The organism is Neoroseomonas eburnea, assembly GCF_018129005.1.
GTDB lineage: Bacteria > Pseudomonadota > Alphaproteobacteria > Acetobacterales > Acetobacteraceae > Neoroseomonas > Neoroseomonas eburnea.
The window spans coordinates 13,356-37,512 of record NZ_JAAEDL010000012.1; the positions used below are offsets into that span (position 1 = coordinate 13,356).

Below are 24,157 nucleotides of genomic sequence, written 5' to 3' on the forward strand. Positions count from 1 at the left end.
TCGGGGGAGGTTCCCCTCCCCCGACCTTCCTTCACACCTATGGCCGCCCGCGGCCCCTTCCGCTAAACGACCCTCTTTCCCGGGACGCCGAGAGAGCACCTTGAACCAGCCTCTGCCCAATTCCTTCCGCCAGGGCCCCGACGGCCGCGGCCGTTTCGGCCAGTTCGGCGGCCGCTTCGTCGCCGAGACGCTGATGCCGCTCATCCTCGAGGTCGAGCAGGCCTACGAGGCGGCGAAGAACGATGCCGCCTTCCTGGCGGAGTGGCGGCGGCTGCTGAAGGATTATGTGGGCCGGCCCTCCCCGCTCTGGCTCGCGGAGCGCATGACCGCGCACCTCGGCGGTGCGAAGGTCTACTTCAAGCGCGAGGAGCTGAATCACACCGGCGCGCACAAGATCAACGCGGTGCTGGGGCAGATCCTGCTCGCGAAGAAGATGGGCAAGACGCGCATCATCGCGGAGACCGGGGCGGGCCAGCATGGCGTGGCCACCGCCACCGCCTGCGCGCTGTTCGACCTGCCCTGCACGGTCTTCATGGGCGCGACCGACGTCGCCCGCCAGCAGCCGAACGTGTTCCGCATGAAGCTGCTGGGGGCGGAGGTGGAATCCGTCACCTCCGGCGCCGCAACGCTGAAGGACGCGATGAACGAGGCGCTGCGCCACTGGGTCGCGAATGTGGAGGACACCTACTACTGCATCGGCACCGTCGCGGGGCCACACCCCTATCCGGCGATGGTGCGCGACTTCCAGTGCGTGATCGGCGACGAGACGAAGCAGCAGATCCTCGCTGCCGAAGGGCGGCTGCCCGATGCGCTGGTCTGCGCGGTGGGCGGCGGGTCCTCCGCCATGGGGCTGTTCCACCCCTTCCTCGACGACAAGGGGGTCGCGATGTACGGCGTCGAGGCCGCCGGCCGCGGCGTGGACACCGAGGAGCATGCGGCCTCCATCACCCGCGGCCGCCCCGGTGTGCTGCACGGCAACCGCACCTATCTGCTGCAGGATGGCGACGGCCAGATCCAGGAGGCGCATTCGATCAGCGCCGGGCTCGACTACCCCGGCATCGGGCCCGAGCACTCCTGGCTGCACGAGGCCGGCCGCGTGAACTACGTGACCGCCACCGACGACGAGGCGCTGGAAGCCTTCCAGCTCTGCTCGAAGCTCGAAGGCATCATCCCCGCGCTGGAATCGGCGCATGGACTCGCGCATGTCATGAAGCTCGCCCCCGGCCTGCCGAAGGATGCGATCGTGGTGCTGAATCTCTCCGGCCGCGGCGACAAGGACATCTTCACCGTGGCGCATCACCTCGGGGTCAAGCTGTGAGCCGCATCGCGACGCGCTTCGCCGCGCTGAAGGCCGAAGGGCGCGGCGCGCTCGTCACCTTCCTCGAAGGCTACGACCCCGATCCGGCGACCTCGCTCGCCATCCTGCGCGGCCTGCCTGGCGCGGGGGCGGATGTGATCGAGATCGGCGTGCCCTTCACCGACCCGATGGCCGACGGACCGTCGATCCAGAAGGGCGGGCTGCGGGCGCTGAAGGCGGGCGCGACGCTCGCCGGCGTGCTCGCCCTGGTGCGGGACTTCCGCAAGGAGAACGCGGCGACGCCGATCGTGCTGATGGGCTACTTCAACCCCATCCTTTCCTACGGCGTCGACAGCTTCTGCAACGATGCCGCGGCCTCCGGCGTCGATGGGCTGATCGTGGTGGACGTGCCGCCCGAGGAAGCGGACGAGATCGAGCCGCAGGCCAAGGCGAACGGCCTCGACCTGATCCGCCTGATCGCGCCGACGACGGACGACAGCCGCCTGCCGCGGGTGCTCTCCGCGACCTCTGGCTTCGTCTACTACGTGTCGATCACCGGCATCACCGGGACGAAGAGTGCGAGCGGCGCCGACCTGACCGCCGCCATCCCGCGCCTGCGCCGGCACACCGAACTGCCGATCTGCATCGGCTTCGGCATCCGCACACCGGAACAGGCCGCCGAGGCCGCGCGCATCGCGGATGGCGCGGTGGTCGGCACGGCATTGGTGGATGCGCTCGCCGGCAGCCTGGACGAACAGGGGCGCGCGAAGCCGGACACGGTGCGCAAGGTGCTGGACCAGGTGCGGGCGCTGTCGGAGGCGGTGCGCGGGGTGAAGAAGGCGGCGTGACGGCGGAGGAGCGCGGCCCCACGCGCGCGATCTTCTGGCGCTGTTGATCGGAGAGGGGCAGGGCCCCTCTCCAAACCTCACCCCGCCAGGGTGCAGGGCACCCTGGACCTGCCGATGCCTGGTGCCGGGCTTGACTGCCGCGCCGGCATGAAGAAGCGCGCCGCGGGCACAGCGCCCGCAAGGAGCGCCGGGCTCCGGGCGCGGCGCTTGCTTGGTCGCTGCGAACTTCCCGCCCTGCCCAGCACCAGGTGACGGTTTCCAAAGGCCTTTCGGCCTTTGGCGGGGAGAGGTCCGGAGAGGGGCAAAGCCCCTCTCCGGTTCCCTCAGCACCCTCTCAGCCGTCCGCCGACCTCACAGGATGAAGCGCGACAGATCCGCACTGCCGGCGAGCGGCGCCACCTTGCCGCGCACCATCTCGCCATCCACCCGCACTGTCTCCCCGCTGCGATCGGAGGCGGTGAAGGACACTTCCTCCAGCAGCCGTTCCAGCACGGTCGCCAGGCGCCGCGCGCCGATGTTCTCGACGCTCGCGTTGATCTCCGCGGCGAGGTCCGCCAGCGCCTCCACCGCGTCCGGCGCGAAGTCGAGCGTCACGCCCTCGGTGCCGAGCAGCGCCGTGTACTGCTTCAGCAGCGAATGCTCCGGCTCGGTCAGGATGCGGCAGAAATCGTCGCGCGTCAGCGCCGCGAGCTCCACCCGGATCGGCAGCCGCCCCTGCAGTTCCGGCAGCAGGTCCGACGGCTTCGCGAGGTGGAAGGCGCCGGAGGCGATGAAGAGGATGTGGTCCGTCTTCACCGGCCCGTGCTTGGTCGTGACGGTGGTGCCCTCGATCAGCGGCAGCAGGTCGCGCTGCACGCCCTCGCGGGAGACGTCGCCGCCACGGAAGCCGCCCTCGCCCGTCCGGGCGCAGACCTTGTCGATCTCGTCGAGAAAGACGATGCCGTTGGACTCCGCGTTCGAGACCGCGTCGCGCACCAGCGCGTCCTGGTCCAGAAGCTTGTCGGCTTCCTCCTTCGTCAGCGCGATGCGCGCCTCGGCCACGCTCATCTTTCGCGGCTTCTGGCGGCCGCCGAACATGCGGCTGAGCATCTCCTGCATGTTCTGCATCTGCGCGCCCTGCGCGCCGGGCAGGTCGATCATGCCGATCGGCATGCCGCCGCCGGCATCGGCCACCTGCACCTCGACCTCGCGGGTCTCGAGTTGGCCTTCGCGCAGCATGCGGCGGAACTTCATGCGCGTCTCGCCCGAGGCACCCTCGCCCACCAGGGCGTTCAGCAGGCGTTCCTCGGCGGCGAGTTCGGCCTTGGCCTGCACGCCGCGGCGCGCCTGCTCGCGCGCCATGGTGATGGCGGATTCCACCAGGTCGCGGACGATGCTCTCGACGTCGCGGCCGACATAGCCGACCTCGGTGAACTTGGTGGCTTCCACCTTGAGGAAGGGCGCGTTGGCGAGCTTCGCGAGGCGGCGGGCGATCTCGGTCTTGCCGACGCCGGTCGGGCCGATCATCAGGATGTTCTTGGGCACCACCTCCTCGCGCAGCCCTTCCGGAAGCTGCTGGCGGCGCCAGCGGTTGCGCAGGGCGATGGCGACGGCGCGCTTGGCGTCCTGCTGGCCGACGATGTGGCGGTCGAGCTCGGAGACGATCTCGCGCGGGCTCAGGTTGACGGCTTCACTCACGCTTCGAGGCTTTCAAGAACGATGTTGCCGTTGGTGTAGACGCAGATGTCGGCGGCGATCTTCATGGCGCGGCGGCAGATCTCCTCCGCCTCGATGCCGTCCACCGGCAGCAGCGCCCGCGCGGCGGAGAGCGCGTAGTTGCCGCCGGAGCCGATGCCGATGATGGCATCCTCCGGCTCCAGCACGTCGCCCTGGCCGGTCAGCAGCAGGCTGCGCTTGGAATCGGCCACCGCCAGCAGGGCTTCGAGGCGGCGCAGGTAGCGGTCGGTGCGCCAATCCTTGGCAAGATCGACGCAGGCGCGTTCGAGCTGGTCGGGGAAGCGTTCGAGCTTCGCCTCCAGCCTTTCGAGCAGGGTGAAGGCATCGGCGGTGGCGCCGGCGAAGCCTGCGAGCACCTTGCCGTTGGCGATGCGGCGGACCTTGCGGGCATTGCCCTTCACCACCGTCTGGCCGAGCGAGACCTGGCCGTCGCCCGCCATGGCGACGCGCCCGTTCTTGCGCACGCAGAGGATGGTGGTGCCGTGCCACCCGAGGGGGTCGTGTTGTGGGGAGTTCATGATGGTCGGGTATTTGGGCTGACCGGGGCCCCGACTCAACGGGGGATCCACCGCCGCCGGCCGGGAGTGCTCCCCGTGCCCGGGCGGCTCCGGCACGACGGATGCCAAGCCGGCGACGCCCCGTTAGCACCCCGTTAACATTCGCCATGTCTCTATGGGAACCGTGAACCGTTCCGAAATGCCCCCCCTGCGGCACACGGCCGCCACCCCGGCCGGAGGTCGCGCCAGGTCCGACCGCCGCGGCGAGGACCGCCGGCCCATCGGGTGCGGTGCGCGGCTGGAGCTGGCGACGCGGAAGCTGGCCGTGAACCTCTTGGACCTTTCGGAAGGCGGCGCCGGGGTGGAAGCCCCCTCCGACATCGCGGCGCCGGGGGATGAGGGGCATCTGGTCCTCGGTACCGCCGTCCTGCCGGTGCGGGTCGTCGTCGCGGAGGGCGGGCGCGTCGGCCTCGCCTTCACCGCGCTCTCGCCCCTGGCGCGGGAGACGATCCGCGACATCCTGGCCGAGCCCCCCCGGCAACCGGACGCCTGAGCAGGCAAGTTGCGGCGAACCCGCCCCCGGGCGTAGGAAGCGCCCCATGGAAGGCCTGACCACCCCGCCGCGCCGCGCCGAAATCACCCGCGAGACCGCCGAGACGGCCATCCGCGTGGCCCTGGACCTGGATGGTTCCGGCCGCGCCGAGGTCACGACCGGGATCGGCTTCCTCGACCACATGCTGACCGCCCTCGCCCGCCATGCGCTGTTCGACATGACGGTCGAGGCCAAGGGCGACCTGCACATCGATTTCCACCACACCACCGAGGATGTGGGCATCGTCATCGGCCAGTGCCTGCGCAAGGCCCTTGGGGAGAAGCGCGGCATCCGCCGCTACGGCGCCGCCCTGCTGCCGATGGACGAGGCGCTGGCCGAATGCGCCATCGACATCTCGGGCCGCCCCTTCCTCGCCTGGTCGGTCCCCTTCGCCCGCGACAAGGTCGGCGAGATGGATACCGAGCTGTTCGAGGAGTTCTTCCGCGCCCTCGCCTTCAACGCCGGCATCACCCTTCACATGACCTTGAAGGCAGGCACCAACGCGCACCATGTCGCCGAGGCCTGCTTCAAGGCGGCGGCGCGGGCGCTGCGGGAGGCCACCGAACCCGATCCGCGGGCCGGCGGGGCGATCCCCTCGACCAAGGGCGTTCTGGAGGCCTGAGGATGCGAGTCTGGATGGTGCTGGCGAGGCCGCCCTCCGAACGGAAGGCGCCGCGGACCCTACTGGTGCGGGACGGCTTTTCCTGGGGCGCGCTGCTGCTGCCGACGCCGTGGTTCCTCTCGAAGGGATTGTTCGCGCTGGCGGCGCTGCATGCCGCGGCGGTCGTGGCGCTCGGCGCATCGCTGCCGCCGGCCGTGGCGCCGGTGGTGCTGGCCGGTGTGCAACTCTTCATCGGCTTCGAGGCACGAAACCTGCAAGCCTGGTGGCTGGGCCTCAGGGGCTTCCGGCCGGAGGCGATGCTGGTGGCACGGGACGAGGACGCGGCCTTCCTCAACCTTGCCGCCTTCCGGCCGGACCTGGCGCGCGCGGCGGTGTAAGGGGGACCTTCGATGGTGCAGCGCGTTGCGGTGGTGGATCCCGGCTCGGGCAACCTGGCCTCGGTGGTGCGCGCCTTCGAGAAGGCGGCCGAGGATCACGAGATCGAGGCCGTCATCCGTGTCGTCACCTCGGCGGCCGACCTGCGGGAGGCCGACCGGATCGTGCTGCCCGGCCAGGGCGCCTTCGCCGCCTGCCGGCGCGGGCTCGACGCCCTGCCCGGCGTGGTCGAGGCGCTGGAGGACCGGGTGCGCGGCATGGGCGTGCCCTTCCTCGGCATCTGCGTCGGCATGCAGCTCATGGCGACCAAGGGACTCGAGCACGGGGAAACGCCGGGTCTCGGCTGGATCCAGGGCATCGTCGCACCGATGGACCCGCGCGGCGCCGACGGCGCCCCGCTGCCTCTGCCGCAGATGGGCTGGAACGCGCTGTCCTTCGAGGAAGGCTACCACCCGGTGCTGGACGGGGTGAAACCCGGCGACCAGGTCTATTTCGTGCACTCCTATGCCTATGAGGTCGAGGACGCCGAGGACTGCATCGCCACCACCGACTATGGCGGTCCCGTGACCGCGATCATTGCGCGCGGCAACCTGGCCGGGCTGCAGTTCCACGTGGAAAAGAGCGGACCGGTCGGACTGCGGATGCTGGCGAACTTCCTGAGGTGGGAGCCGTGAACTCGGCCTCCCCGCAGTCCGGGCGCGACCTGGCGGTTGAGCGCGTCGAGCGCCTGTCGGATGCCGACCTCGCGGACCTCGCCGAGGCGACCGATGCCGCGATCATCGAGGGCGGCGGCTTCGGCTGGGTCGAGCCGCAGGGCCGCGCCGCGCTCGAACGCCATTTCCGCGGCGTGCTGCTGGTGCCCGAACGCGAGCTCTTCGTCGCCCGGCTGGATGGGCATGTGGTGGGGTCCGCCCTGCTGGTCCGCCCGCCCCGCAACAACGAGGCGCAGGCCTTCGCCGCGACGCTGACCCACGCCTATGTCGCCCCCTATGCCCGCGGCTTCGGCCTGGCGCGCATGATGGTGGGAAAGGCGGAGGAGCGAGCGGCGGCGCTGGGCCACCGCGTCATCAACCTCGATGTGCGCGAGACGCAGGCGACCGCCATCGCGCTGTTCGAGAGCCTCGGCTACCTGCACTGGGGCACGCACCCCTACTATGCGCGGGTGCGCGGCCAGACCGTGGCGGGGCACTTCTACACCAAGACGCTGGAGCCGGGCCGCGGGCGCAGTACCGGCGAACTGATCGACGGCGCCGCATAGCGGCGGTCATCGCCGGTCGCCGCGCGCCGGACGCCGGCGAGCGGGTGGTTTGGCGCCCCATCCGGCCCGAAAGCCGATAGCGGCCGCACATGGGTCGATCCTCCGGATGGCCGGCATCGGGAACCGTCCGGGAAGGCCATAGCGGAACCCGATCAGGTGGGTTCACCGGGTCGGGTGAAGATTCTCGCGAGAATCAGGCGGCCGGAGCGGCTTCCGCGAGCGAGGGCGAATGGAAGCCGCTCCGCTATCGGCCTGCACTCGGGGCTGCGCCATTCGGCCCAGTCCGAGCGGCCTCTCACACGTCGAGGTTCGCCACCTTCAGCGCATTGCCGACGATGAAGTCGCGGCGCGGCTCCACCAGATCGCCCATCAGGGTGGAGAAGACCTGCTCGGCATCCTCCACATCCTCCACCTTCACCCGGAGCAGCGTACGCGCCGCGGGGTCGAGCGTGGTCTTCCAGAGTTGATCGGGGTTCATCTCGCCCAGCCCCTTGAAGCGCTGGATGGCGAGGCCCTTGCGGCCCTCCGTGATCAGGCGGTCGAAGGCGGCCATCGGGCCGTGGACGGCGTGCTCGTTCGCGCCGAGCACCAGCACCGCGGGCTCCGCGCCGAAGTCGCGCGCGAGGCGCTCCCGCCGCTCGTCGAGCCAGCGCGCCTCCGCACTGCGCAGCGCGGTGGCCTCCAGCGCGTGATGCTCGGCAACGCCGCGCACGGTGCGGAACACCGACAGGCCGGCCGCGTCGGCCGTCGCCTTCCAGCCCCGCTCATTCTCCGGCGCCAGCGCATCCAGCCGCGCGGCAAGCGCCTGCGCGGCCGAAAGCGCACGGTCCGGATCCAGGGTCAGGGCACCGACCACGGCGGCCTGCTCGACGATCTCGGCCGGCAGGGCGCCGGCGAGCCGGCGGATGCGCGAGCTCGCCTGGCGGTGGAACTCCTGTTCGGCACGCAAGTCGTCGGCGGTCAGCAGCCGCCCGTCGAAGAAGCGGATCGAGGCGCCGTGCAACGCCTTCTCGAGCAGGAAGTCCTCGAGCGCGCGGTCGTCCTTGAGGTAGCGCTCCTCGCTGCCGCGCTTGGCGCGGTAGAGCGGCGGCTGCGCGATGTAGAGGTGGCCGCGCGTGATCAGCTCCGGCATCTGGCGGAAGAAGAAGGTCAGCAGCAGCGTGCGGATGTGGGAGCCGTCCACGTCCGCGTCGGTCATGATGACGATGCGGTGGTAGCGCAGCTTGCCGGGGTCGAAGCCGCCTTCGCTGATGTCGCCGCGGCCGATGCCGGTGCCGAGCGCGGTGATCAGCGTGCCGATCTCGGCGCTGGACAGCATCTTGTCGAAGCGCGCGCGCTCGACGTTCAGGATCTTGCCCTTGAGCGGCAGGATCGCCTGGAAGGCGCGGTCGCGGCCCTGCTTGGCGGAACCGCCTGCCGAATCACCCTCGACGAGGAAGAGCTCGCACTTCGTCGGGTCGCGTTCCTGGCAATCGGCGAGCTTGCCGGGGAGCGAGGAGACGTCGAGCACGCCCTTGCGCCGCGTCAGCTCGCGCGCCTTGCGCGCGGCCTCGCGCGCCGCGGCGGCGTCCATGATCTTGCCGACGACATCCTTGGCTTCCTTGGGATGCGTCTCGAACCAATGGGTCAGCGCGTCGGCGACGGCGACTTGCACGACCGGCTGCACTTCGGAGGAGACCAGCTTTTCCTTGGTCTGGCTGCTGAACTTGGGGTCCGGCACCTTCACCGACAGCACGGCGGTCAGGCCTTCGCGCATGTCCTCGCCGGCGAGCGTCACCTTGTCCTTCTTCGCCAGCCCGTCCGCCACCTTGCCCAGCACGCGCGTCAGCGCCTGGCGGAAGCCCGCCATGTGCGTGCCGCCGTCGCGCTGCGGGATGTTGTTGGTGAAGCAGAGCATCGTCTCGTGATAGGAATCGTTCCAGCGCAGCGCGAGCTCCACGCGGATGCCGTCCTGCTCCTTGGAGACGACGCTGATCGGCGCGCTGAACACCGGCGTCTTGCCCTTGTCGAGCCACTCGACGAAGGCGACCAGGCCGCCGTCGAAGTGGAACTCGGTCTCCTGCACCTCGGGACTGCGCTCGTCGCGGAGCGAGATGCGCAGGCCGGAGTTCAGGAAGGCCAGCTCGCGCAGGCGGCGTTCCAGCACGGCGAAATCGAACTCGGTCTTCGTGAAGGTGAGCGCGGAGGGCTTGAAGGTCACCTCGGTGCCGGTCGGGTGATCCGACGGCCCGATGACCTCGCAGGGCACCACGGTGTCGCCGTGCTCGAAGCGCAGCCGGTGTTCGCGCCCGTCGCGCCAGATGCGCACCTCCATCCATTCGGAGAGCGCGTTGACCACCGCGGCGCCGACGCCGTGCAGGCCACCCGAGACCTTGTAGGAATTCTGGTTGAACTTGCCGCCCGCGTGCAGCCGCGTCAGCACGACTTCCGCCGCGCTCACGCCTTCCTCGGGGTGGATGTCCACCGGGATGCCGCGCCCGTCGTCGCGCACCGTGACGGAGCCGTCGCCGTTCAGCGTGACGAGGCAGCAGGTCGCGAAGCCCGCCTGCGCCTCGTCCACCGCGTTGTCGATGATCTCGAACGCCATGTGGTGCAGGCCGGAACCGTCATCGGTGTCGCCGATGTACATGCCAGGCCGCTTCCGCACGGCCTCCAGGCCACGGAGGACGGTGATGGAGGCGCTGTCGTAGGCGTCGGATTCGGGACGCGCGGGCTCGCTCATGCGGCGCGCTCACTCCTGGCTGGAAGGGGGGCGAAAGCTGACTTCGTATATAGGCTTTTTCGCCCCTCAGTGCGACCCGGTTTCGCCCTCCGGCAGCAGCTTTCCTCCCCCCGCCCGGAACATGTCCGCGATGCCCTGGAGCGGGCGGAAAGCCTCGGCTTCCGTGCCGGTCAGGAAGGACTGCGCGGGCAGCGCGGCAAGGGCGGCGAACAGCGCCTCCCGCCGGGTGGAATCGAGATGCGCGGCGACCTCGTCGAGCAGCAGCAGCGGAGCGAAGCCGCGGGCCTCGGCGATCAGCGCGGCATGGGCCAGCACCACCGAGACCAGCAGCGCCTTCTGTTCCCCGGTGGAGCACAGTTCGGCCGGCTGGTCCTTGGCCAGGTGGATCAGCGTCATGTCGGCCCGGTGCGCACCGCGCGCCGCCCCGCCGGCCGCCGCATCCCGCCTGCGGTCGGCAGCGAACGCTTCCCGCAGCGCGTCCTCCACCGCCAACGCGGGCTGCTCGGCCAGGGCTGCGGCGATCGGGCAGAGCAGCTCCATCCGCGCCACAGGAAAGGCGCCCGTGGCAGTCCCGGCGGCCATCAGCGCGTTCAGCCGCAGCACCAGTGCGCGCCGCGTGGCGGTGGCGGCCACCGCATGCCGCGCCATCGCGTCCTCCAGCCCCGCGAGCCAGCGCGCATCGCCGCGCCCTTCGGCCAGCAGCCGGTTGCGCTGGGCCATGGCGTTGTCGTGCGCCGCGACCTCCCGCGCATGGGCTGGTTCCAGCGCCCAGGCCAGGCGGTCGAGGAAGCGGCGCCGGCCCGTCGCACCTTCCTGGAACAGCCGGTCCATCTGCGGTGTCAGCCAGACCGCGGCGACGCGCTCGGCAAGGTCGGACTGGGTGCGCACGGGCTGGCCGTCCAGGCGGAAAAGGCGGCGCTCCGAGGCGCCCTCGGGGTCCACCCCGGTGCCGAGGTCGAATTCTCCGTGCGGGGTCGAGAACCGCCCGGCGGCAGCCCAGGGGCACGCGGCACCGTCCAGGCGGCGGCCGAGCTCGGCCATGCGCGCGCCGCGCAGGCCACGGCCGGGGCCGAGCAGCGAGATGGCTTCCAGCAGGTTCGTCTTGCCGGCGCCGTTCTCCCCGGAGATCGCGACGACGGGCGCGGTGAAGTGCGCCTCGAGCGAGGACCAGGAGCGGAAATTGGTGAGACGGAGGCGAACCAGGCGGAGCACGGAACCTCGCAGGGTTCCGGGGGAGGAGAACCTCCCCCGGGCCCCCTCCCTTTTCTGGCTGGGCGTCTTGCCTCCGGCGAGCCGCAGAGGTCACAAGGAAGGAGGGGGGATTCGGGGGGGAGTTCCCACCCCCCGACCTTCCTTCAGACGCGCATCGGCATCAGCACGTACAGCGCCTCCGGCTTCGCCTCATCCTTGACGATGGTCGGCGCCGCCCCGTCGGCGAACAGGAACTCCACCTTCTCCCCGATCTGCGCCGTGATGTCGGTCAGGTAGCGCGCCTGGAAGCCGATCTCGAGCGGGCTGCTCTCGTAGCTCACGGCATCGCCCTCCAGCTCCTCCTGCGCCTGCCCCTGGTCGGGGCTGGCGGCGGAGAGCAGCAGGTTGTTGCGCGAGATCGACAGCTTCACCGGCCGCGACCGTTCGCTGCTGATGGCGGCGACGCGCGCGACGGCCTCCTCGAAATCCTTCTTCGGCACGGTCAGCTTCTTGTCGTTGCCGCGCGGGATGACGCGCTCGTATTCCGGGAAGGTGCCGTCGATCAGCTTGCTGGTCAGCGAGACGGTGCCGAGGTCGAAGCGGATCTTGGTGTCCGACAGGCGGATCTCGATCTCGTCCTGCATCTCCTCCGCGAGCTTGCGTACCTCGTTGACCGTCTTGCGCGGCACGATGACGCCGGGCATGCCCTTGGCACCTTCGGGCAGCGGCTCCTCGACGCGCGCCAGGCGATGGCCGTCGGTGGCGACAGCGCGCAGCACCGGCGTGCCGTCGGCCTCCGCGGCATGCAGATAGATGCCGTTGAGGTAGTAGCGCGTCTCCTCGGTGCTGATGGCGAAGCGCGTGCGGTCGATCAGGTCGCGCAGCACGCCGGCCTTGATCGCGAACTTCGTCGGCAGGCGGCCTTCCGTCATCGAGGGAAAGTCGTCCACCGGCAGCACGGCGAGGGAGGTGTTGTACTTGCCCGCCCGCAGCGTCAGCGGCCCGTCGCCGCCGCCATGGTCGAGCTCGATGCGCGCGCCCTCCGGCAGCTTGCGCACGATCTCGTAAAGCGTACCCGCCGGCGCCGTGGTGCGGCCGCCGCGCGTGACGGTGACGCCGGCGACCTCCTCGACCACCGCGATCTCCATGTCCGTCGCGGTCAGCGTCAGGCTGCCATCGGTCTTCGCATCGATCAGCACATTGGCGAGGATGGGGATGGTGTTCCGCCGCTCCACCACGCTCTGCACATGGGCCAGAGCCTTGAGCAGCACCGCCCGGTCCACCGTGAACTTCATCGCAGCCCGACGCCCCGATCCTTGGGCGGCCGCCGCCCGGCCCGACGCGGGCCGCGCGGGACCGCGTTGTCCCCCAGAGCCCCCGCCCGGCGGCCGGGGCCGAATCGGCCCGCGCGGCCGCCTGCCGAGGGGGCGGCACCATATCAGCGCGAGTCAGGCGGGGAAAGGCGGGAAAGCCCGGGGGAAGGGCGCGGAAAATCTAGGGAAAGCGGGGCCCGCCGGAAGGATGCGGATGAGCGGCTCCGGTACCGCGCGGTGCAGGGCGCCTGCCAGGCTGGCGGCTTGAGAGGGGCTCCGCCCCTCTCAAACTCTCCCCGCCAAAGGCTTAAGGCCTTTGGGAACCAACACTTGAGTTCTCGCGGGTGCAGGGGACCGTGTCCCCTGCCGGGGGAGCTCGAGGGGGCAGGCCCCCTCGATGCAATACGTCCCGAGGCGCGGACGCTGCGCCCGGCTCACTGCGCTGGTGGCGGCGGCCGCTAGGCCTGCCCTGTGGGCCGCAGATCAGGCCTTCATGCCACCGGATATCATGTCTCGAGCATCCGCCGGAGAAGCTCGACATCCTCGGCGAAGGCCGCATCCGCCTGCATCAGCTCCGCGATGCGCGAGACCGCGTGCATCACGGTCGTGTGGTCACGATTGCCGAAGCGCCGCCCGATCTCCGGCAGCGAGCGGGATGTCAACTGCTTGGCAAGATACATCGCCACCTGGCGCGGTCGCGCCACCGCGCGCGCACGGCGGGCGGAAGACATGTCCGTCAGCCGGATGTTGTAGTGCTCGGCGACCTTGCGCTGGATTTCCTCGATCGTCACGCGGCGGTCGTGGGCACGCAGGATGTCGTGCAGCACTTCCTGCGCGCCGTCGAGCGTCACCGCGCGGCCGAACAGGTTGGCGTGCGCGATCAGGCGGTTCAGCGCGCCTTCCAGCTCCCGCACGTTCGACGTAATCTTGTGCGCCAGGAACTCGATGACGCTCTTCGGCACCTCGACGCCCGCCGCCGCGGCCTTGGCGACCAGGATGGACAGGCGCAGCTCGTAGGTGGTGGCGTGGATGTCGGCGACCATGCCGCAGCCGAGCCTGGTGCGCAGCCGGTCCTCCAATCCGTTGAGGTCGGACGGCGACTTGTCGGCGCTGACGACGATCTGCTTGCCGGCATCGACCAGCGCGTTGAAGGTGTGGAAGAATTCTTCCTGCGTGTTGTCCTTGCCGATCAGGAATTGCAGGTCGTCGACCATCAGCACGTCGACGGAGCGCAGGCTCTCCTTGAATTCCATCGTGGACTGGCTGCGCAGCGCGGCGATGAAGCGGTACATGAACTTCTCGGCGCTCATGTAGGCGACGTTGCGACCGCCCTCTCCGCCACGGATCGCCCAGGCGACGGCGTGCATCAGGTGCGTCTTGCCGAGGCCCACGCCGCCATAGAGGAAGAGCGGATTGAAGCCCGGCATGGCCGGCTTCTCCGCCACGCGGCGCGCGCAGGCATGTGCGAATTCGTTCGGCTTGCCGACGACGAAGGTATCGAAGGTGAAGCGCGGATCGAGCGGCGCGGACCAGTCGCCGCGCGGATCGGCGGCGCGCACGGCGGCGCCATTGCGGCCGGCGAGCGGTTCGGCCAGGCCGTTGCGGCGGGGCGCGGCCTCGCGCGCGGGGGCGGCGTCGTCCTCGCCTTCCTCGGCGGGGCGTTGCGGTCCGACGCGCACGTCCACGCGCCGCACGCCGGAATTCTCCTGCTGCCAGAGCGCGCGCAGCCGGTCGCCGTAGTGGCTGCGAACCCAGTCGCAGAGGAATCGCGTCGGCAGCACGACGACGGCTTCGTCGCCCTCGATGCCGGCAAGCGTCATCTGGCGGAGCCAGGTGCGGTACTCGACCTCGCCCACTTCCTCGCGCAAGCGACCTCGGATGCGGGCCCAGGCCTCACCCATGGAAGCGACGGAGAGCGCGGGACCAGAACCGGCTTGCTTCTCCATGGACCCCCCTGCCACGTCGTGATGCCTGGACCTTTTCGTCCGCACCTCGCCGCTGCCCTCACGGAGCCGACGGTCGAGGAAACTCCCCCTGTCGGCTCAAGACTAATGCGCCCGGCATTCGCCGCAAGACACAATTGCCCGAAGGTGACGATGGTACGACGACAAGAAGAACGCGCAACAGCGCCGCGGAGAACTCCGCGACGACTGCCACGTTGCCAAGTAATCGATATGCAGAATCACGCCGCCGCAGAGGCGGCGCCGATCAGACGGCGGCTGCGCCGAGCGCCTTCACGCGCGCGGACAGGCGCGACACCTTCCGCGCCACCGTGTTCGCATGCAGCGTGCCCTTGGTCGCGGCGCGTTGCAACTCCGGCTGCGCGGCGCGGAACGCCTCCTGCGCGGCGGACTTGTCCCCGGACGCGATCGCCTCCTCCAGCTTGCGCACGAAGGTGCGCACGCGAGACTTCCGCGCCTTGTTGCGCGCAGTGCGCTTCTCGGTCTGGCGGATGCGCTTGCGCGCAGAGTCGGTGTTCGCCATGGGGCTTCCGGTTCACATACACGATGGTTCGAAGGGCCGCGGCCGGCAGACCGGCCACAGCGAAGGCGGGGGTTCTAATGCCGCGCCCTGCGGCCCGTCAAGCCGAAGGGCGCGGCGAATTCCATGAAACGCGCGATCAGCCGTTGCGGAAGGCCGGCTTGCGCTTCTCGGCGAAGGCCGACATGCCTTCCTTCTGGTCCTCGGTGGCAAACAGGCTGAGGAAGAGCCGGCGCTCGGTCCGCACGCCTTCCTTGAGCGTGCTCTCGAAGGCGGCGTTCACCGCCTCCTTCGCCATCGCGACCGACGGGGCGGAGAGCGCGCCGATCTTCTCGCCGATCTTCACCGCCTCGGCGAGCAGCTCCGCAGCCGGAACGACGCGGCAGACCAGGTTGGACCGCTCCGCCTCGGCGGCATCCATCATGCGGCCGGTCAGGATCATCTCCATCGCCTTGGACTTGCCGACGGCGCGCGTCAGGCGCTGCGACCCGCCGGCACCGGGGATGATGCCGAGGTTGATCTCCGGCTGGCCGAACTTCGCGGTGTCGGCGGCGATGATCAGGTCGCACATCATGGCGAGCTCGCAACCGCCGCCGAGCGCGAAGCCAGCGACCGCGGCGATCACCGGCTTCTGGATCTCGAGCACCGTCTCCCAGCGCTCGCCGATGAAATCGTTGAAATAGACCGCCGGATAGGTGCGGTCCTTCATTTCCTTGATGTCGGCGCCGGCGGCGAAGGCCCGGTCGCTGCCGGTGATGACGATGGCGGCGATGGCGGGGTCCTTGTCGTAGCCGCGCAGCGCGTCGCCGAGCTCGGTCATCAGCTGGTCGCACAGCGCGTTCAGCGCCTGCGGGCGGTTCAACCGGATGACGGCGACCTTCCCCTGGGTCTCCGTCAGGATCATCTCATGGGCCATGCGCCGCGTTCCTCGCCGTGTTTCGGTGCTTCGCCTGTAGCCCAGCCCGCCGATCCCCTCAACGCTGCCGCCTGGGGCAGAAGAAGGTGGAACGGCCGGACTGCACGATGCGCCGGATGCCCTGGCAGGGCGGCACGCCGGGGCAGGACGGACAGGGCTCGCCCTCCCGCCCATACACTGCGAAGCGGTCCTGGAAGCGGCCGAGCTCCCCATCCGCGCGGACATAGTCGCGCAGCGAGGATCCGCCGGCGCCGATGCTTTCCGTCAGCACCGCCCTGATCGCCAGCACCAGCCGCTCGGCCCGCGCGCCCGTGCAGGTCTGCGCAAGCCGGCGGGGGGAGATGCCGGCGCGGTACAGCGCCTCACATACATAAATGTTGCCGAGACCTGCCACGACGCCCTGGTCCAGAAGCGCCGCCTTGATCGGCGTGCGCTTGCCCGCGAGCGCGGCGGACAGCATGGCGGGGGTGAAGGCGCCCTCCAGCGGTTCCGGGCCGAGACCCTGGAGCAGGCGGTGCGCGTCCTCCTGCGCCGTCGGCACCAGGTCCACGGCGCCGAAGCGGCGCGGGTCCACAAAGCCCACGCGCCATCCGTGGTCGGTGGCGAGCACCAGGTGCTCGTGCGCCTCCGGCGGCGCATTGTGGCCCCGCGCGTCGGACACCGCCCCCTGCGGCCCGATGCGCGATGCCGGCGGCTCGCCGGCGCGGCGCGCCACCATCCGCCCGGACATGCCGAGGTGGATCAGCAGGCTCTCGCCCCCTTCCAGCCGCATCAGCATGTATTTCGCCCGCCGTCGGAAGGAGAGCACGCGTCGCCCCTCGACCCTTCGCGCCAGGTCGGCGGGAAACGGGAAGCGCAGGTCGTGGCGGCGGACCTCGACCTCCGTGATGCGGTGGCCCTGCAGCACGGCGGCCAGGCCGCGCATCACCGTCTCGACTTCCGGCAGTTCGGGCATGGTCCCTCCCGCTATCCCGGCCGCCACGCTATGGTGGCCGCACGATGAACGACAGCCCCCAGGACAGCGCCGATTTCGGCTACCGCACCGTACCCCGCGCCGAGAAGGCCGGCCTGGTGCGGGAGGTCTTCGAAAGCGTGGCGCCGCGCTACGACGTGATGAACGACCTGATGTCGCTCGGCATCCATCGGGTGTGGAAGCGCATCTTCGTCAACGCCATCGGCTGTTCGCCGCGGGAGACGCTGCTCGACCTCGCGGGCGGGACGGGGGACATCTCCTTCCTCGCGAAGGAGCGCGGCGCGGGGCGGGTGATCCTGACCGATGTCAACCCTGCGATGCTGGAAGTCGCGCAGAGGCGCGCGCTGGATCGCGGGCTGGCGGCGGGCCTCGACTTCATGGTCGTGGATGCCGAGCACATCCCGCTGCCCGATCGCAGCGTCGAGAAGGTCTCGATCGCCTTCGGCCTGCGCAACTGCACCGACAAGGACGCGGTGCTGCGCGAGGCGCGGCGCGTGCTGCGCCCGGGCGGACGCTTCCACTGCCTGGAATTCTCGCGGCTGGAGATCTCGGCCCTGGTGCCGCTCTACGACGCCTGGTCCTTCAAGGCCCTGCCGGCCATCGGCGAAAAGGTCGCGAAGGACCGCGAGAGCTACGAATACCTCGCCGAGAGCATCCGCATGTTCCCGGACCAGGAGACGCTGGCAGGGATGATGCGCCAGGCAGGCATGGAGCGGGTGGAAGTCAGGAACCTGTCGGGCGGGATCGTGGCGATCCATACGGGGTGGCGGTTGTGAAGGGTGGGGGGAGAAGGGAACTTCTCCCCCGAAAAAGGGAAGGAGCGCCCATGCCGGCCCAGCGCATCGCCGCCATCTTCGCCGCCCAGCCCATGCTCGCCCATCTCGGCATCTCGCTGGGCGAGGTGGCCCCCGGACGCTGTGCGCTGCATTTGCCTCGCCGCCCAGCGCTGACGCAGCAGAACGGCTTCCTGCATGCCGGCGCGCTCACCACCCTCGCCGACACCGCCTGCGGCTTCGCCGCCTACACGCTGATGCCCGAGGGCGCCAACGTCCTGACCGCCGAGTTCAAGCTCAACCTGCTGCGTCCGGCCGATGGCGACGCGATGGCGCGGGCCGAGGTGATCCGGGCAGGCAAGCTGTTGAGCGTGGCACGGGCCGACATCTTCTGCACCGGACCGCAGGGCGAACGGCTCTGCGCCACCATGACCGCAACGCTCGTCTGCCAGCCGGGCTGAGGCACGAGCCTCAACCCGCAGCTTCGGCGCGCCGGCCGACCCGGCCGAGATGGGTGACGCCGAACCCCGCGGGGGACTTCAGCCCGTAGCCGAGGGCGCGATCGAAGCCGATATGCGCCAGCCAGATCATCGCGACCGGCAGCGCCGCCGGCCACCACGCGGAGCCCGCCGCGGCGAGCGCCAGCGGGCCGATCGTGCTGTGCCCCGCATTGTAGAGCGCCGCCCCCAGCCTGGGGCCGCCGAGGTAGCCGAGCATGGTCAGGTCGGGCGCCAGGAACAGCAGCGCGAACGCCCACCAGTTGCCGTCCAGGACCGCGTAGGCACCGGCCGCCGCGGCCATCAACGCCAAACCTTCCGCCCGCAGCCACGGTCGCGCCGTCGCCATCTCCGCCTCTGGTGCCATCGCCCGCCCCTCGCCTGCATCGCCTCGCCGGGCTAGGGTCCGCCCCATGCTTGCCGGCCGCCGCATCCTACTCATCGTCTCCGGCTCCGTCGCCGCCTACAAGGCGCTGGAACTCACCCGCCTGCTCCGCAAGGAGGGCGCGCAGGTGATGGCCGTGCTCACCGCCGGCGGCGCGCGCTTCGTGACCAAGGAAGCCCTCGCCGCCATCACCGGCGAGCGCGTCCACGACGACCTCTGGGCCGCGGAGGCCGAGATCGGCCATATCCGCCTCGCCCGCTGGCCGGACCTGGTCGCGGTGGTGCCGGCCTCGGCCGATCTGCTGGCGAAGATGGCGCAGGGGCTGACGGATGACCTCGCCACCTGCGTGCTGCTGGCGACGCGAGCCAAGGTGATGGTGGCGCCGGCGATGAACCCGGCCATGTGGGAACACCCGGCGACACGCGCCAACATGGCGGCGTTGCGGGCCCGCGGGGTGCTGGTTGCGGGGCCGGAGAACGGCCCCATGGCCGAACCGGAAAGCGGGCCGGGGCGCCTGATGGAACCGGCGACGCTGCTGGAAGCGATCCGCGCGACGCTGGCCGGCGGGCCACTGGCCGGGAAGCACCTGCTGGTCACCAGCGGGCCGACCCATGAACCGATCGATCCGGTGCGCTACATCGCCAACCGCTCCTCCGGGAAGCAGGGACATTCCATCGCGGCTGCGCTTGCCGCACTCGGCGCGCGCGTCACGCTGGTCTGCGGCCCGGTGGCACAGCCCGACCCGCCCGGCGTGACGGTCGCGCGGGTGGAAAGCGCCCGCGACATGCTCGCCGCCTGCGAAGCCGCCCTGCCGGCCGATGCCGCCATCTGCGCCGCCGCCGTCGCCGACTGGCGCACCGCCCGCGCCGCCGACCAGAAGATGAAGAAGGTGCCCGGCGAAGCGCCGCCGCCGCTGGAACTCGCGCTGAACCCGGACATCCTGGCGACGCTCGCCACCGCCGGCCCGAAGCGCCCGCGCCTGGTCGTCGGCTTCGCGGCGGAGACGGAGAAGGTCGTGGAGAACGCCGTCGCCAAGCGCGCCAGGAAAGGCTGCGACTGGATCGTGGCGAACGACGTCTCCGGCGACATCATGGGCGGGGCGGAGAACGCGGTGCACCTGGTGACCGAGAATGGCGTGGAGGACTGGCCCCGCATGGCGAAGGAAGAGGTGGCGCGCCGGCTCGCGGCCCGCATCGCGGAGGCGCTGGCATGACCGCGCCGGATGACCACGGGACGCCGGGGCCGGAGATGATGAGCACCGGAGGCCCGAAGCCGATGCCCCGTGATCCCGTCATCGAGGTCGTTCGCCTGCCTCACGCCGAAGGCCTGCCGCTCCCCTCCTACGCCACCGAGGGCGCGGCCGGGATGGACCTGCTCGCCGCCGTCGACGCGCCGCTCACCATCCCCGCCGGCGGACGCGCCCTGGTGCCGACCGGGCTGCGCATCGCCCTGCCGCACGGCTACGAGCTGCAGGTGCGCCCGCGTTCGGGCCTGGCGCTGAAGAACGGCATCATGCTGCCGAACAGCCCGGGCACGATCGACGAGGACTACCGCGGCGAACTGGGTGTGATCGTGCTCAACGCGGGGGCCGATGCCTTCACGGTAGAGCGCGGCATGCGCATCGCCCAGGCCGTCATCGCCCCGGTGGTCCGCGCCGCCTGGCGCGAAGTCGCCGAACTGCCCGACACCGCGCGCGGCGCCGGCGGCTTCGGTTCGACCGGCACCGGAACCTAGACGCCGCCCCGGCGAAGGGTGGGATGCAGGAGGACAGACCGACATGCCGCAGGATGCCCAGGGCCTCGCCATCACTGTCGCCTCCGACGCGGCCGCGGCCGCCTTCGATCACGTGGTCGAAGGCTACCTGAAATACCGCGCCGATGCCGGGCAGAGGCTCAAGGCGCTGATGGGCCTCGATGCCGGGATGCCGATGGCGCATGTGCTGCAGGGCGTCTTCGCCATGCTCGCCTACAACGCCGCGCTGGTGCCGCGCGCGCAGGAAGCCGCGGCCAATGCCGCGCGCCTCGCCGGCAATGACCGCGAGCGCGCCCATGCGGCCGCGCTCGGCCTGTGGGCGGATGGCGAGATGGATCGCGCCCTCGCCGCCTGGGAAGGCATCATGGCGGCGCATCCGCACGACATCCTGGCTTTCCGGATGCACCATTTCTGCGCCTTCTGGCTCGGCCGCGCGGGGCAGATGCTGCGCGCGGTCGACGCTGTCTCCCCACGCTGGTCGGCCGCCATCCCGGGCTACGGCAGCATCCTCGCCTGTCGCTGCTTCGCCAACGAGGAATGCGGCAATTACCAGGTGGCCGAGGAAGCCGGCCGCGCCGCCGTCGCGCTCGACCCCGGCGATCTCTGGGCCACCCATGGCGTCGCCCACATCCTGGAGATGCAGGGACGGCGCGGGGAGGGCATCGCCTGGCTCAAGGCGCTGGAGCCGCACTGGGACGGCGGCTCCAACCTGCTGCATCACCTCTGGTGGCACCGCGCCATGTACCACCTGGAACGCGGCGAGCACGCCGAGGTGCTGGCCCTCTACGACCGCGGCTTCCGCAACCACGCCAGCGCGCTGACCCAGGCCATGCCGGACCTCTATATCGACGTGCAGAACGCGGCCTCGATGCTGTTCCGCCTGCAGCGCCACGGCGTCGATGTCGGCGACCGCTGGGTGGAGCTCGCCGACAAGGCCGAGGAGCGGATCGGCGACTGCCTGTCCACCTTCACCCTGCCGCACTGGATGATGGCGCTCGCCGCCACCGGCCGCACCCAGGCCGCCGCGCGCATGCTGGACGGGATGCGTCAGGCCGCGACAGGCCCCGGCACGGTGGCGCCGATCCTGCGGGACGCCGCGATCCCGGTCTGCGAGGCGGTGCTCGCCCACGCCCAGGGCGACCACGCCCGGGCGGTGGAGGCCATGCGCCCGGCCATCGGCGTGATGCACCGGATGGGCGGCAGCCATGCACAGCAGGACGTGCTGGAACAATTGTTCCTCGATGCCGCGATGAAGGCGGGGATGCAGGAGGACGCGCGGATGCTGCTGGAGCGCGTCGCCGGGCGGCATCCGGTGCCGCCGGAACGGCGCGCCGGGTACGCGGAAGCGGCAAGGGCCGTCGCGCATTGATCAGCCGGGGGGAGAAGGGAACTTCTCCCCCCGGCCCCCCCTCAACCTTTTTTGGCACTTGGGGACTGACCTCGGACGTCAGTTCCCACAAGACAAAGAAGGGAGGGGGATCGGGGGAGGTTCTCCTCCCCCGACCTTGGTTGCGGCCCGGCTCGCCCGGGTCTATGCGCCGCCCCATGAGCGACCTCCTCCCCATCCGCCGTGCCCTTCTTTCCGTCTCGGACAAGACGGGCCTGATCGATTTCGGCCGTTTCCTCGCCGCGCGGGGGGTCGAGATCCTGTCCACCGGCGGCACCGCCAAGGCGCTGCGCGACGCCGGCGTGCCGGTGAAGGATGTCAGCGAGCACACGGGCTTTCCGGAGATCCTCGACGGCCGGGTGAAGACGCTGGTGCCGCAGGTGCATGGCGGCCTGCTCGGCCGTCGGGACATGGCCGAGCATGTCGCGCAGATGGAAAAGCACGGCCTCGCGCCGATCGACCTCGTGGCGGTCAACCTCTACCCCTTCGAGGCGACGGTCGCGCAGGGCGCCTCCTTCGACGATTGCATCGAGAACATCGACATCGGCGGCCCGGCGATGATCCGCAGCGCCGCCAAGAACCACGCCGGCGTCGCGGTGCTGACCGAACCCGCCCACTTCGCCGAAGTCCAGTCCGAGATCGAGGCCCGAGGCGGCACCACGCTGGCGACGCGCCGGCGCCTCGCGGCCGCGGCCTATGCGCGCACGGCGGCCTATGACGCGGCGATTTCCGGCTGGTTCGCGAAGCAGGAAGGCCAGGACTTCCCGCAGCGCCTGTCGTTGCCTGGCGTGCTGCGCCAGGGCTTGCGCTATGGCGAGAACCCGCACCAGGCGGCGGCCTTCTACGTGGATGGTTCCAACCGCCCGGGCATCGCCACGGCGGCGCAGGTGCAGGGCAAGGAGCTCTCCTACAACAACCTGAACGACACCGACGCCGCCTATGAATGCGTGGCGGAGTTCGACAAGCCGGCGATCGTCATCGTCAAGCACGCCAACCCCTGCGGCGTGGCGGTGGCGGGCGACCTGTCCAAGGCCTGGGACGCGGCGCTGCTCTGCGACCCGGTCTCGGCCTTCGGCGGCATCGTGGCGGCGAACCGGACGCTCGATGCGGCGGCGGCGGAGAAGATCACCGCCATCTTCACCGAGGTGGTGATCGCCCCGGATGCGGATGAGGCGGCAAAGGCGGTCTTCGCGAGGAAGAAGAACCTGCGCCTGCTGCTGACCGGCGGCCTGCCGGACGCGGCCGCACCGGGCCTCGCCTTCAAGTCCGTCGCCGGCGGCTTCCTGGCGCAGTCGCGCGACGCCGGGCGCGTGACCGAGGGTTCGCTGAAGGTGGTGACGCAGCGCGCACCGTCGCGCGCCGAGATGGCCGACCTGCTGTTCGCCTTTCGCGTCTGCAAGCACGTGAAGTCGAATGCCATCGTCTATGCCAAGGGGCTGGCGACGGTGGGCATCGGCGCGGGGCAGATGAACCGCGCGGAATCCTCCCGCATCGCCGCCTGGAAGTCCGAGGCGGCGGCCAAGGCGGCGGGGCTCGAGCGACCGCTGGCGGAAGGGTCCGTCGTCGCTTCCGATGCCTTCTTCCCCTTCGCCGATGGGCTGGAGATCGCCGCTTCCGCCGGCGCCACCGCCGTCATCCAGCCGGGCGGGTCGATCCGCGATGCGGAGGTCATCGCGGCCGCCGACAAGGCAGGGCTGGCGATGGTGTTCACCGGGATGCGGCACTTCCGGCACTGACGAGGGGGAGGGGCGCCGCCCCTCCCCCCGAAGTCGGCAAGGTCTTTGGAAACCGCTGGCTGGGATCGGGCGGTGCAGTCGCCTCTTCCCATCGGCGGTAAGCCGTGGTTTCCAGGGCGTCGCGGCCTCTGGCGGGGAGGCCCGGAGGGGCAGCACCCTTCCGGCTGAAGGACATGCGCAATGGATGAACTGATCGCCGGCTATCGCCGTTTCCGCCAGGAGACCTGGCCGCAGCAACGCGCCCGCTTCGAGGAACTGGCCGCCAAGGGCCAGCGCCCGCGGACCATGGTCATCGCCTGCTCGGACAGCCGCGTGGACCCGCAGATGATCTTCTCGGCCGGTCCGGGGGAACTCTTCGTCCTGCGCAACGTGGCGAACCTGGTGCCGCCCTACATGCCGGACGCGCTGTTCCACGGCACCAGCGCGGCGGTCGAATTCGCCGTGCGGGTGCTGCAGGTGGAGCGCATCGTGGTCATGGGCCATGCGCTGTGCGGCGGCGTGCGCGCCCTGCTGCAAGGCGCCCCGCCCGAGGCGCAGGACTTCGTCGCCGGCTGGATGGGCATCGCGCAGCGCGCGCGCGACGTCGCGCTGCGTTGCGACAACCCCGTCGAGCGCCAGGAAGTCGCCGAGCACGAGGCGGTCCGCATCTCGCTCACGAACCTGCTGACCTTCCCCTGGGTGGAGGAGGCGATCGCCGCCGGCCGGCTGACGCTGCACGGCGCCCATTTCGGAGTGGCGACGGGCCGGCTTGTGCTGGTGCCGGCGGAAGGGGCGCCGGTCCCCGCCGCCTGACACCCGTCCGGGCCTCGCCAGCGCCGGGCCCGCG

General features: G+C 70.7%; 24 protein-coding genes. 14 read left to right on the top strand and 10 right to left on the bottom strand.

Annotated elements, in window-relative coordinates; genetic code table 11:
• The first annotated feature begins 100 nt into the window (after positions 1–100).
• Together trpB and trpA are read left to right on the top strand one after the other, a co-directional pair.
• Positions 101–1,318 carry a tryptophan synthase subunit beta gene (gene trpB / locus GXW74_RS13345; protein ID WP_211847010.1) on the top strand — a complete coding sequence of 406 codons (1,218 nt, stop codon included), beginning with the start codon at positions 101–103 and terminating at the stop codon, positions 1,316–1,318.
• The gene (gene trpA / locus GXW74_RS13350; protein ID WP_211847011.1) at positions 1,315–2,145 is read left to right on the top strand and encodes a tryptophan synthase subunit alpha; all 831 of its coding nucleotides are present in this window, start codon (positions 1,315–1,317) and stop codon (positions 2,143–2,145) included. Before trpB ends, trpA begins: the two co-directional genes overlap by 4 nt.
• 351 nt (positions 2,146–2,496) lie before the next feature.
• Here the strand turns inward: trpA and hslU are convergent, their stop codons facing one another.
• Positions 2,497–3,822: an ATP-dependent protease ATPase subunit HslU gene (gene hslU, locus GXW74_RS13355; RefSeq protein WP_211847012.1), complete on the bottom strand. Its 1,326-nt coding sequence runs from the start codon at positions 3,820–3,822 to the stop codon at positions 2,497–2,499.
• Positions 3,819–4,379, bottom strand: coding sequence for an ATP-dependent protease subunit HslV (hslV, locus tag GXW74_RS13360; protein WP_211847013.1), 561 nt, complete (start codon positions 4,377–4,379; stop codon positions 3,819–3,821). Before hslV ends, hslU begins: the two co-directional genes overlap by 4 nt.
• 178 nt (positions 4,380–4,557) lie before the next feature.
• On the opposite strand from hslV, the gene GXW74_RS13365 reads away from it, so the two are divergent.
• Genes GXW74_RS13365 through GXW74_RS13385 form a run of 5 tightly spaced genes read left to right on the top strand, consistent with a single transcriptional unit; the run spans position 4,558 to position 7,205 of the window.
• Complete coding sequence (locus tag GXW74_RS13365) at positions 4,558–4,911, top strand: PilZ domain-containing protein (protein ID WP_211847014.1); 354 nt, start codon at positions 4,558–4,560, stop codon at positions 4,909–4,911.
• 46 nt (positions 4,912–4,957) lie between these two features.
• Entirely contained in the window at positions 4,958–5,572 is a 615-nt protein-coding gene (gene hisB / locus GXW74_RS13370; protein ID WP_211847015.1) for an imidazoleglycerol-phosphate dehydratase HisB, read from the top strand.
• Positions 5,573–5,574: 2 nt separating this feature from the next.
• Positions 5,575–5,949, top strand: a complete 375-nt coding sequence (locus GXW74_RS13375; RefSeq protein WP_211847016.1) for a DUF2628 domain-containing protein — start codon at positions 5,575–5,577, stop codon at positions 5,947–5,949.
• A gap of 12 nt (positions 5,950–5,961) precedes the next feature.
• The gene (gene hisH / locus GXW74_RS13380) at positions 5,962–6,621 is read left to right on the top strand and encodes an imidazole glycerol phosphate synthase subunit HisH (protein WP_211847017.1); all 660 of its coding nucleotides are present in this window, start codon (positions 5,962–5,964) and stop codon (positions 6,619–6,621) included.
• Positions 6,618–7,205 carry a GNAT family N-acetyltransferase gene (locus GXW74_RS13385; protein ID WP_338148229.1) on the top strand — a complete coding sequence of 196 codons (588 nt, stop codon included), beginning with the start codon at positions 6,618–6,620 and terminating at the stop codon, positions 7,203–7,205. The genes hisH and GXW74_RS13385 overlap by 4 nt, the downstream gene beginning before the upstream one ends.
• 295 nt (positions 7,206–7,500) lie before the next feature.
• Here GXW74_RS13385 and gyrB read toward each other — a convergent pair whose 3' ends face one another.
• From gyrB to mutM, 7 genes are all read right to left on the bottom strand, one after another.
• The gene (gyrB, locus tag GXW74_RS13390) at positions 7,501–9,927 is read right to left on the bottom strand and encodes a DNA topoisomerase (ATP-hydrolyzing) subunit B (RefSeq protein ID WP_211847018.1); all 2,427 of its coding nucleotides are present in this window, start codon (positions 9,925–9,927) and stop codon (positions 7,501–7,503) included.
• Between the two features lie 66 nt (positions 9,928–9,993).
• Positions 9,994–11,139: a DNA replication/repair protein RecF gene (recF, locus tag GXW74_RS13395; RefSeq protein ID WP_211847019.1), complete on the bottom strand. Its 1,146-nt coding sequence runs from the start codon at positions 11,137–11,139 to the stop codon at positions 9,994–9,996.
• Positions 11,140–11,282: 143 nt separating this feature from the next.
• The gene (gene dnaN / locus GXW74_RS13400; RefSeq protein WP_211847020.1) at positions 11,283–12,413 is read right to left on the bottom strand and encodes a DNA polymerase III subunit beta; all 1,131 of its coding nucleotides are present in this window, start codon (positions 12,411–12,413) and stop codon (positions 11,283–11,285) included.
• A 524-nt stretch (positions 12,414–12,937) separates the two neighbouring features.
• Positions 12,938–14,377, bottom strand: coding sequence for a chromosomal replication initiator protein DnaA (gene dnaA, locus GXW74_RS13405; RefSeq protein ID WP_211847021.1), 1,440 nt, complete (start codon positions 14,375–14,377; stop codon positions 12,938–12,940).
• 262 nt (positions 14,378–14,639) lie between these two features.
• A complete protein-coding gene (gene rpsT, locus GXW74_RS13410) occupies positions 14,640–14,915 on the bottom strand; it encodes a 30S ribosomal protein S20 (RefSeq protein WP_211847022.1) in 276 nt (91 codons plus the stop codon).
• A gap of 136 nt (positions 14,916–15,051) precedes the next feature.
• On the bottom strand, positions 15,052–15,828 hold the full coding sequence (locus GXW74_RS13415) for an enoyl-CoA hydratase (RefSeq protein ID WP_211847023.1): 777 nt from the start codon (positions 15,826–15,828) through the stop codon (positions 15,052–15,054).
• A gap of 58 nt (positions 15,829–15,886) precedes the next feature.
• The gene (gene mutM / locus GXW74_RS13420; protein ID WP_211847024.1) at positions 15,887–16,783 is read right to left on the bottom strand and encodes a bifunctional DNA-formamidopyrimidine glycosylase/DNA-(apurinic or apyrimidinic site) lyase; all 897 of its coding nucleotides are present in this window, start codon (positions 16,781–16,783) and stop codon (positions 15,887–15,889) included.
• 44 nt (positions 16,784–16,827) lie between these two features.
• On the opposite strand from mutM, the gene GXW74_RS13425 reads away from it, so the two are divergent.
• The gene (locus GXW74_RS13425; protein ID WP_211847025.1) at positions 16,828–17,577 is read left to right on the top strand and encodes a class I SAM-dependent methyltransferase; all 750 of its coding nucleotides are present in this window, start codon (positions 16,828–16,830) and stop codon (positions 17,575–17,577) included.
• Between the two features lie 50 nt (positions 17,578–17,627).
• Complete coding sequence (locus GXW74_RS13430; RefSeq protein ID WP_211847026.1) at positions 17,628–18,035, top strand: PaaI family thioesterase; 408 nt, start codon at positions 17,628–17,630, stop codon at positions 18,033–18,035.
• A gap of 10 nt (positions 18,036–18,045) precedes the next feature.
• Here GXW74_RS13430 and GXW74_RS13435 read toward each other — a convergent pair whose 3' ends face one another.
• The gene (locus GXW74_RS13435; protein ID WP_211847027.1) at positions 18,046–18,438 is read right to left on the bottom strand and encodes a DUF4260 domain-containing protein; all 393 of its coding nucleotides are present in this window, start codon (positions 18,436–18,438) and stop codon (positions 18,046–18,048) included.
• 46 nt (positions 18,439–18,484) lie between these two features.
• Here GXW74_RS13435 and coaBC point away from each other — a divergent pair, with 46 nt between their 5' ends.
• From coaBC to GXW74_RS13460, 5 genes are all read left to right on the top strand, one after another.
• Positions 18,485–19,669 (top strand): bifunctional phosphopantothenoylcysteine decarboxylase/phosphopantothenate--cysteine ligase CoaBC, encoded by a 1,185-nt coding sequence (gene coaBC, locus GXW74_RS13440; RefSeq protein ID WP_211847028.1) that lies wholly within the window; start codon positions 18,485–18,487, stop codon positions 19,667–19,669.
• A gap of 62 nt (positions 19,670–19,731) precedes the next feature.
• On the top strand, positions 19,732–20,190 hold the full coding sequence (dut, locus tag GXW74_RS13445) for a dUTP diphosphatase (protein ID WP_211847136.1): 459 nt from the start codon (positions 19,732–19,734) through the stop codon (positions 20,188–20,190).
• A 43-nt stretch (positions 20,191–20,233) separates the two neighbouring features.
• A complete protein-coding gene (locus tag GXW74_RS13450) occupies positions 20,234–21,577 on the top strand; it encodes a tetratricopeptide repeat protein (protein ID WP_211847029.1) in 1,344 nt (447 codons plus the stop codon).
• Positions 21,578–21,753: 176 nt separating this feature from the next.
• Entirely contained in the window at positions 21,754–23,331 is a 1,578-nt protein-coding gene (gene purH, locus GXW74_RS13455) for a bifunctional phosphoribosylaminoimidazolecarboxamide formyltransferase/IMP cyclohydrolase (RefSeq protein ID WP_408903873.1), read from the top strand.
• A gap of 180 nt (positions 23,332–23,511) precedes the next feature.
• Positions 23,512–24,123, top strand: a complete 612-nt coding sequence (locus tag GXW74_RS13460) for a carbonic anhydrase (RefSeq protein ID WP_211847031.1) — start codon at positions 23,512–23,514, stop codon at positions 24,121–24,123.
• The last annotated feature ends 34 nt before the right edge of the window (positions 24,124–24,157 follow it).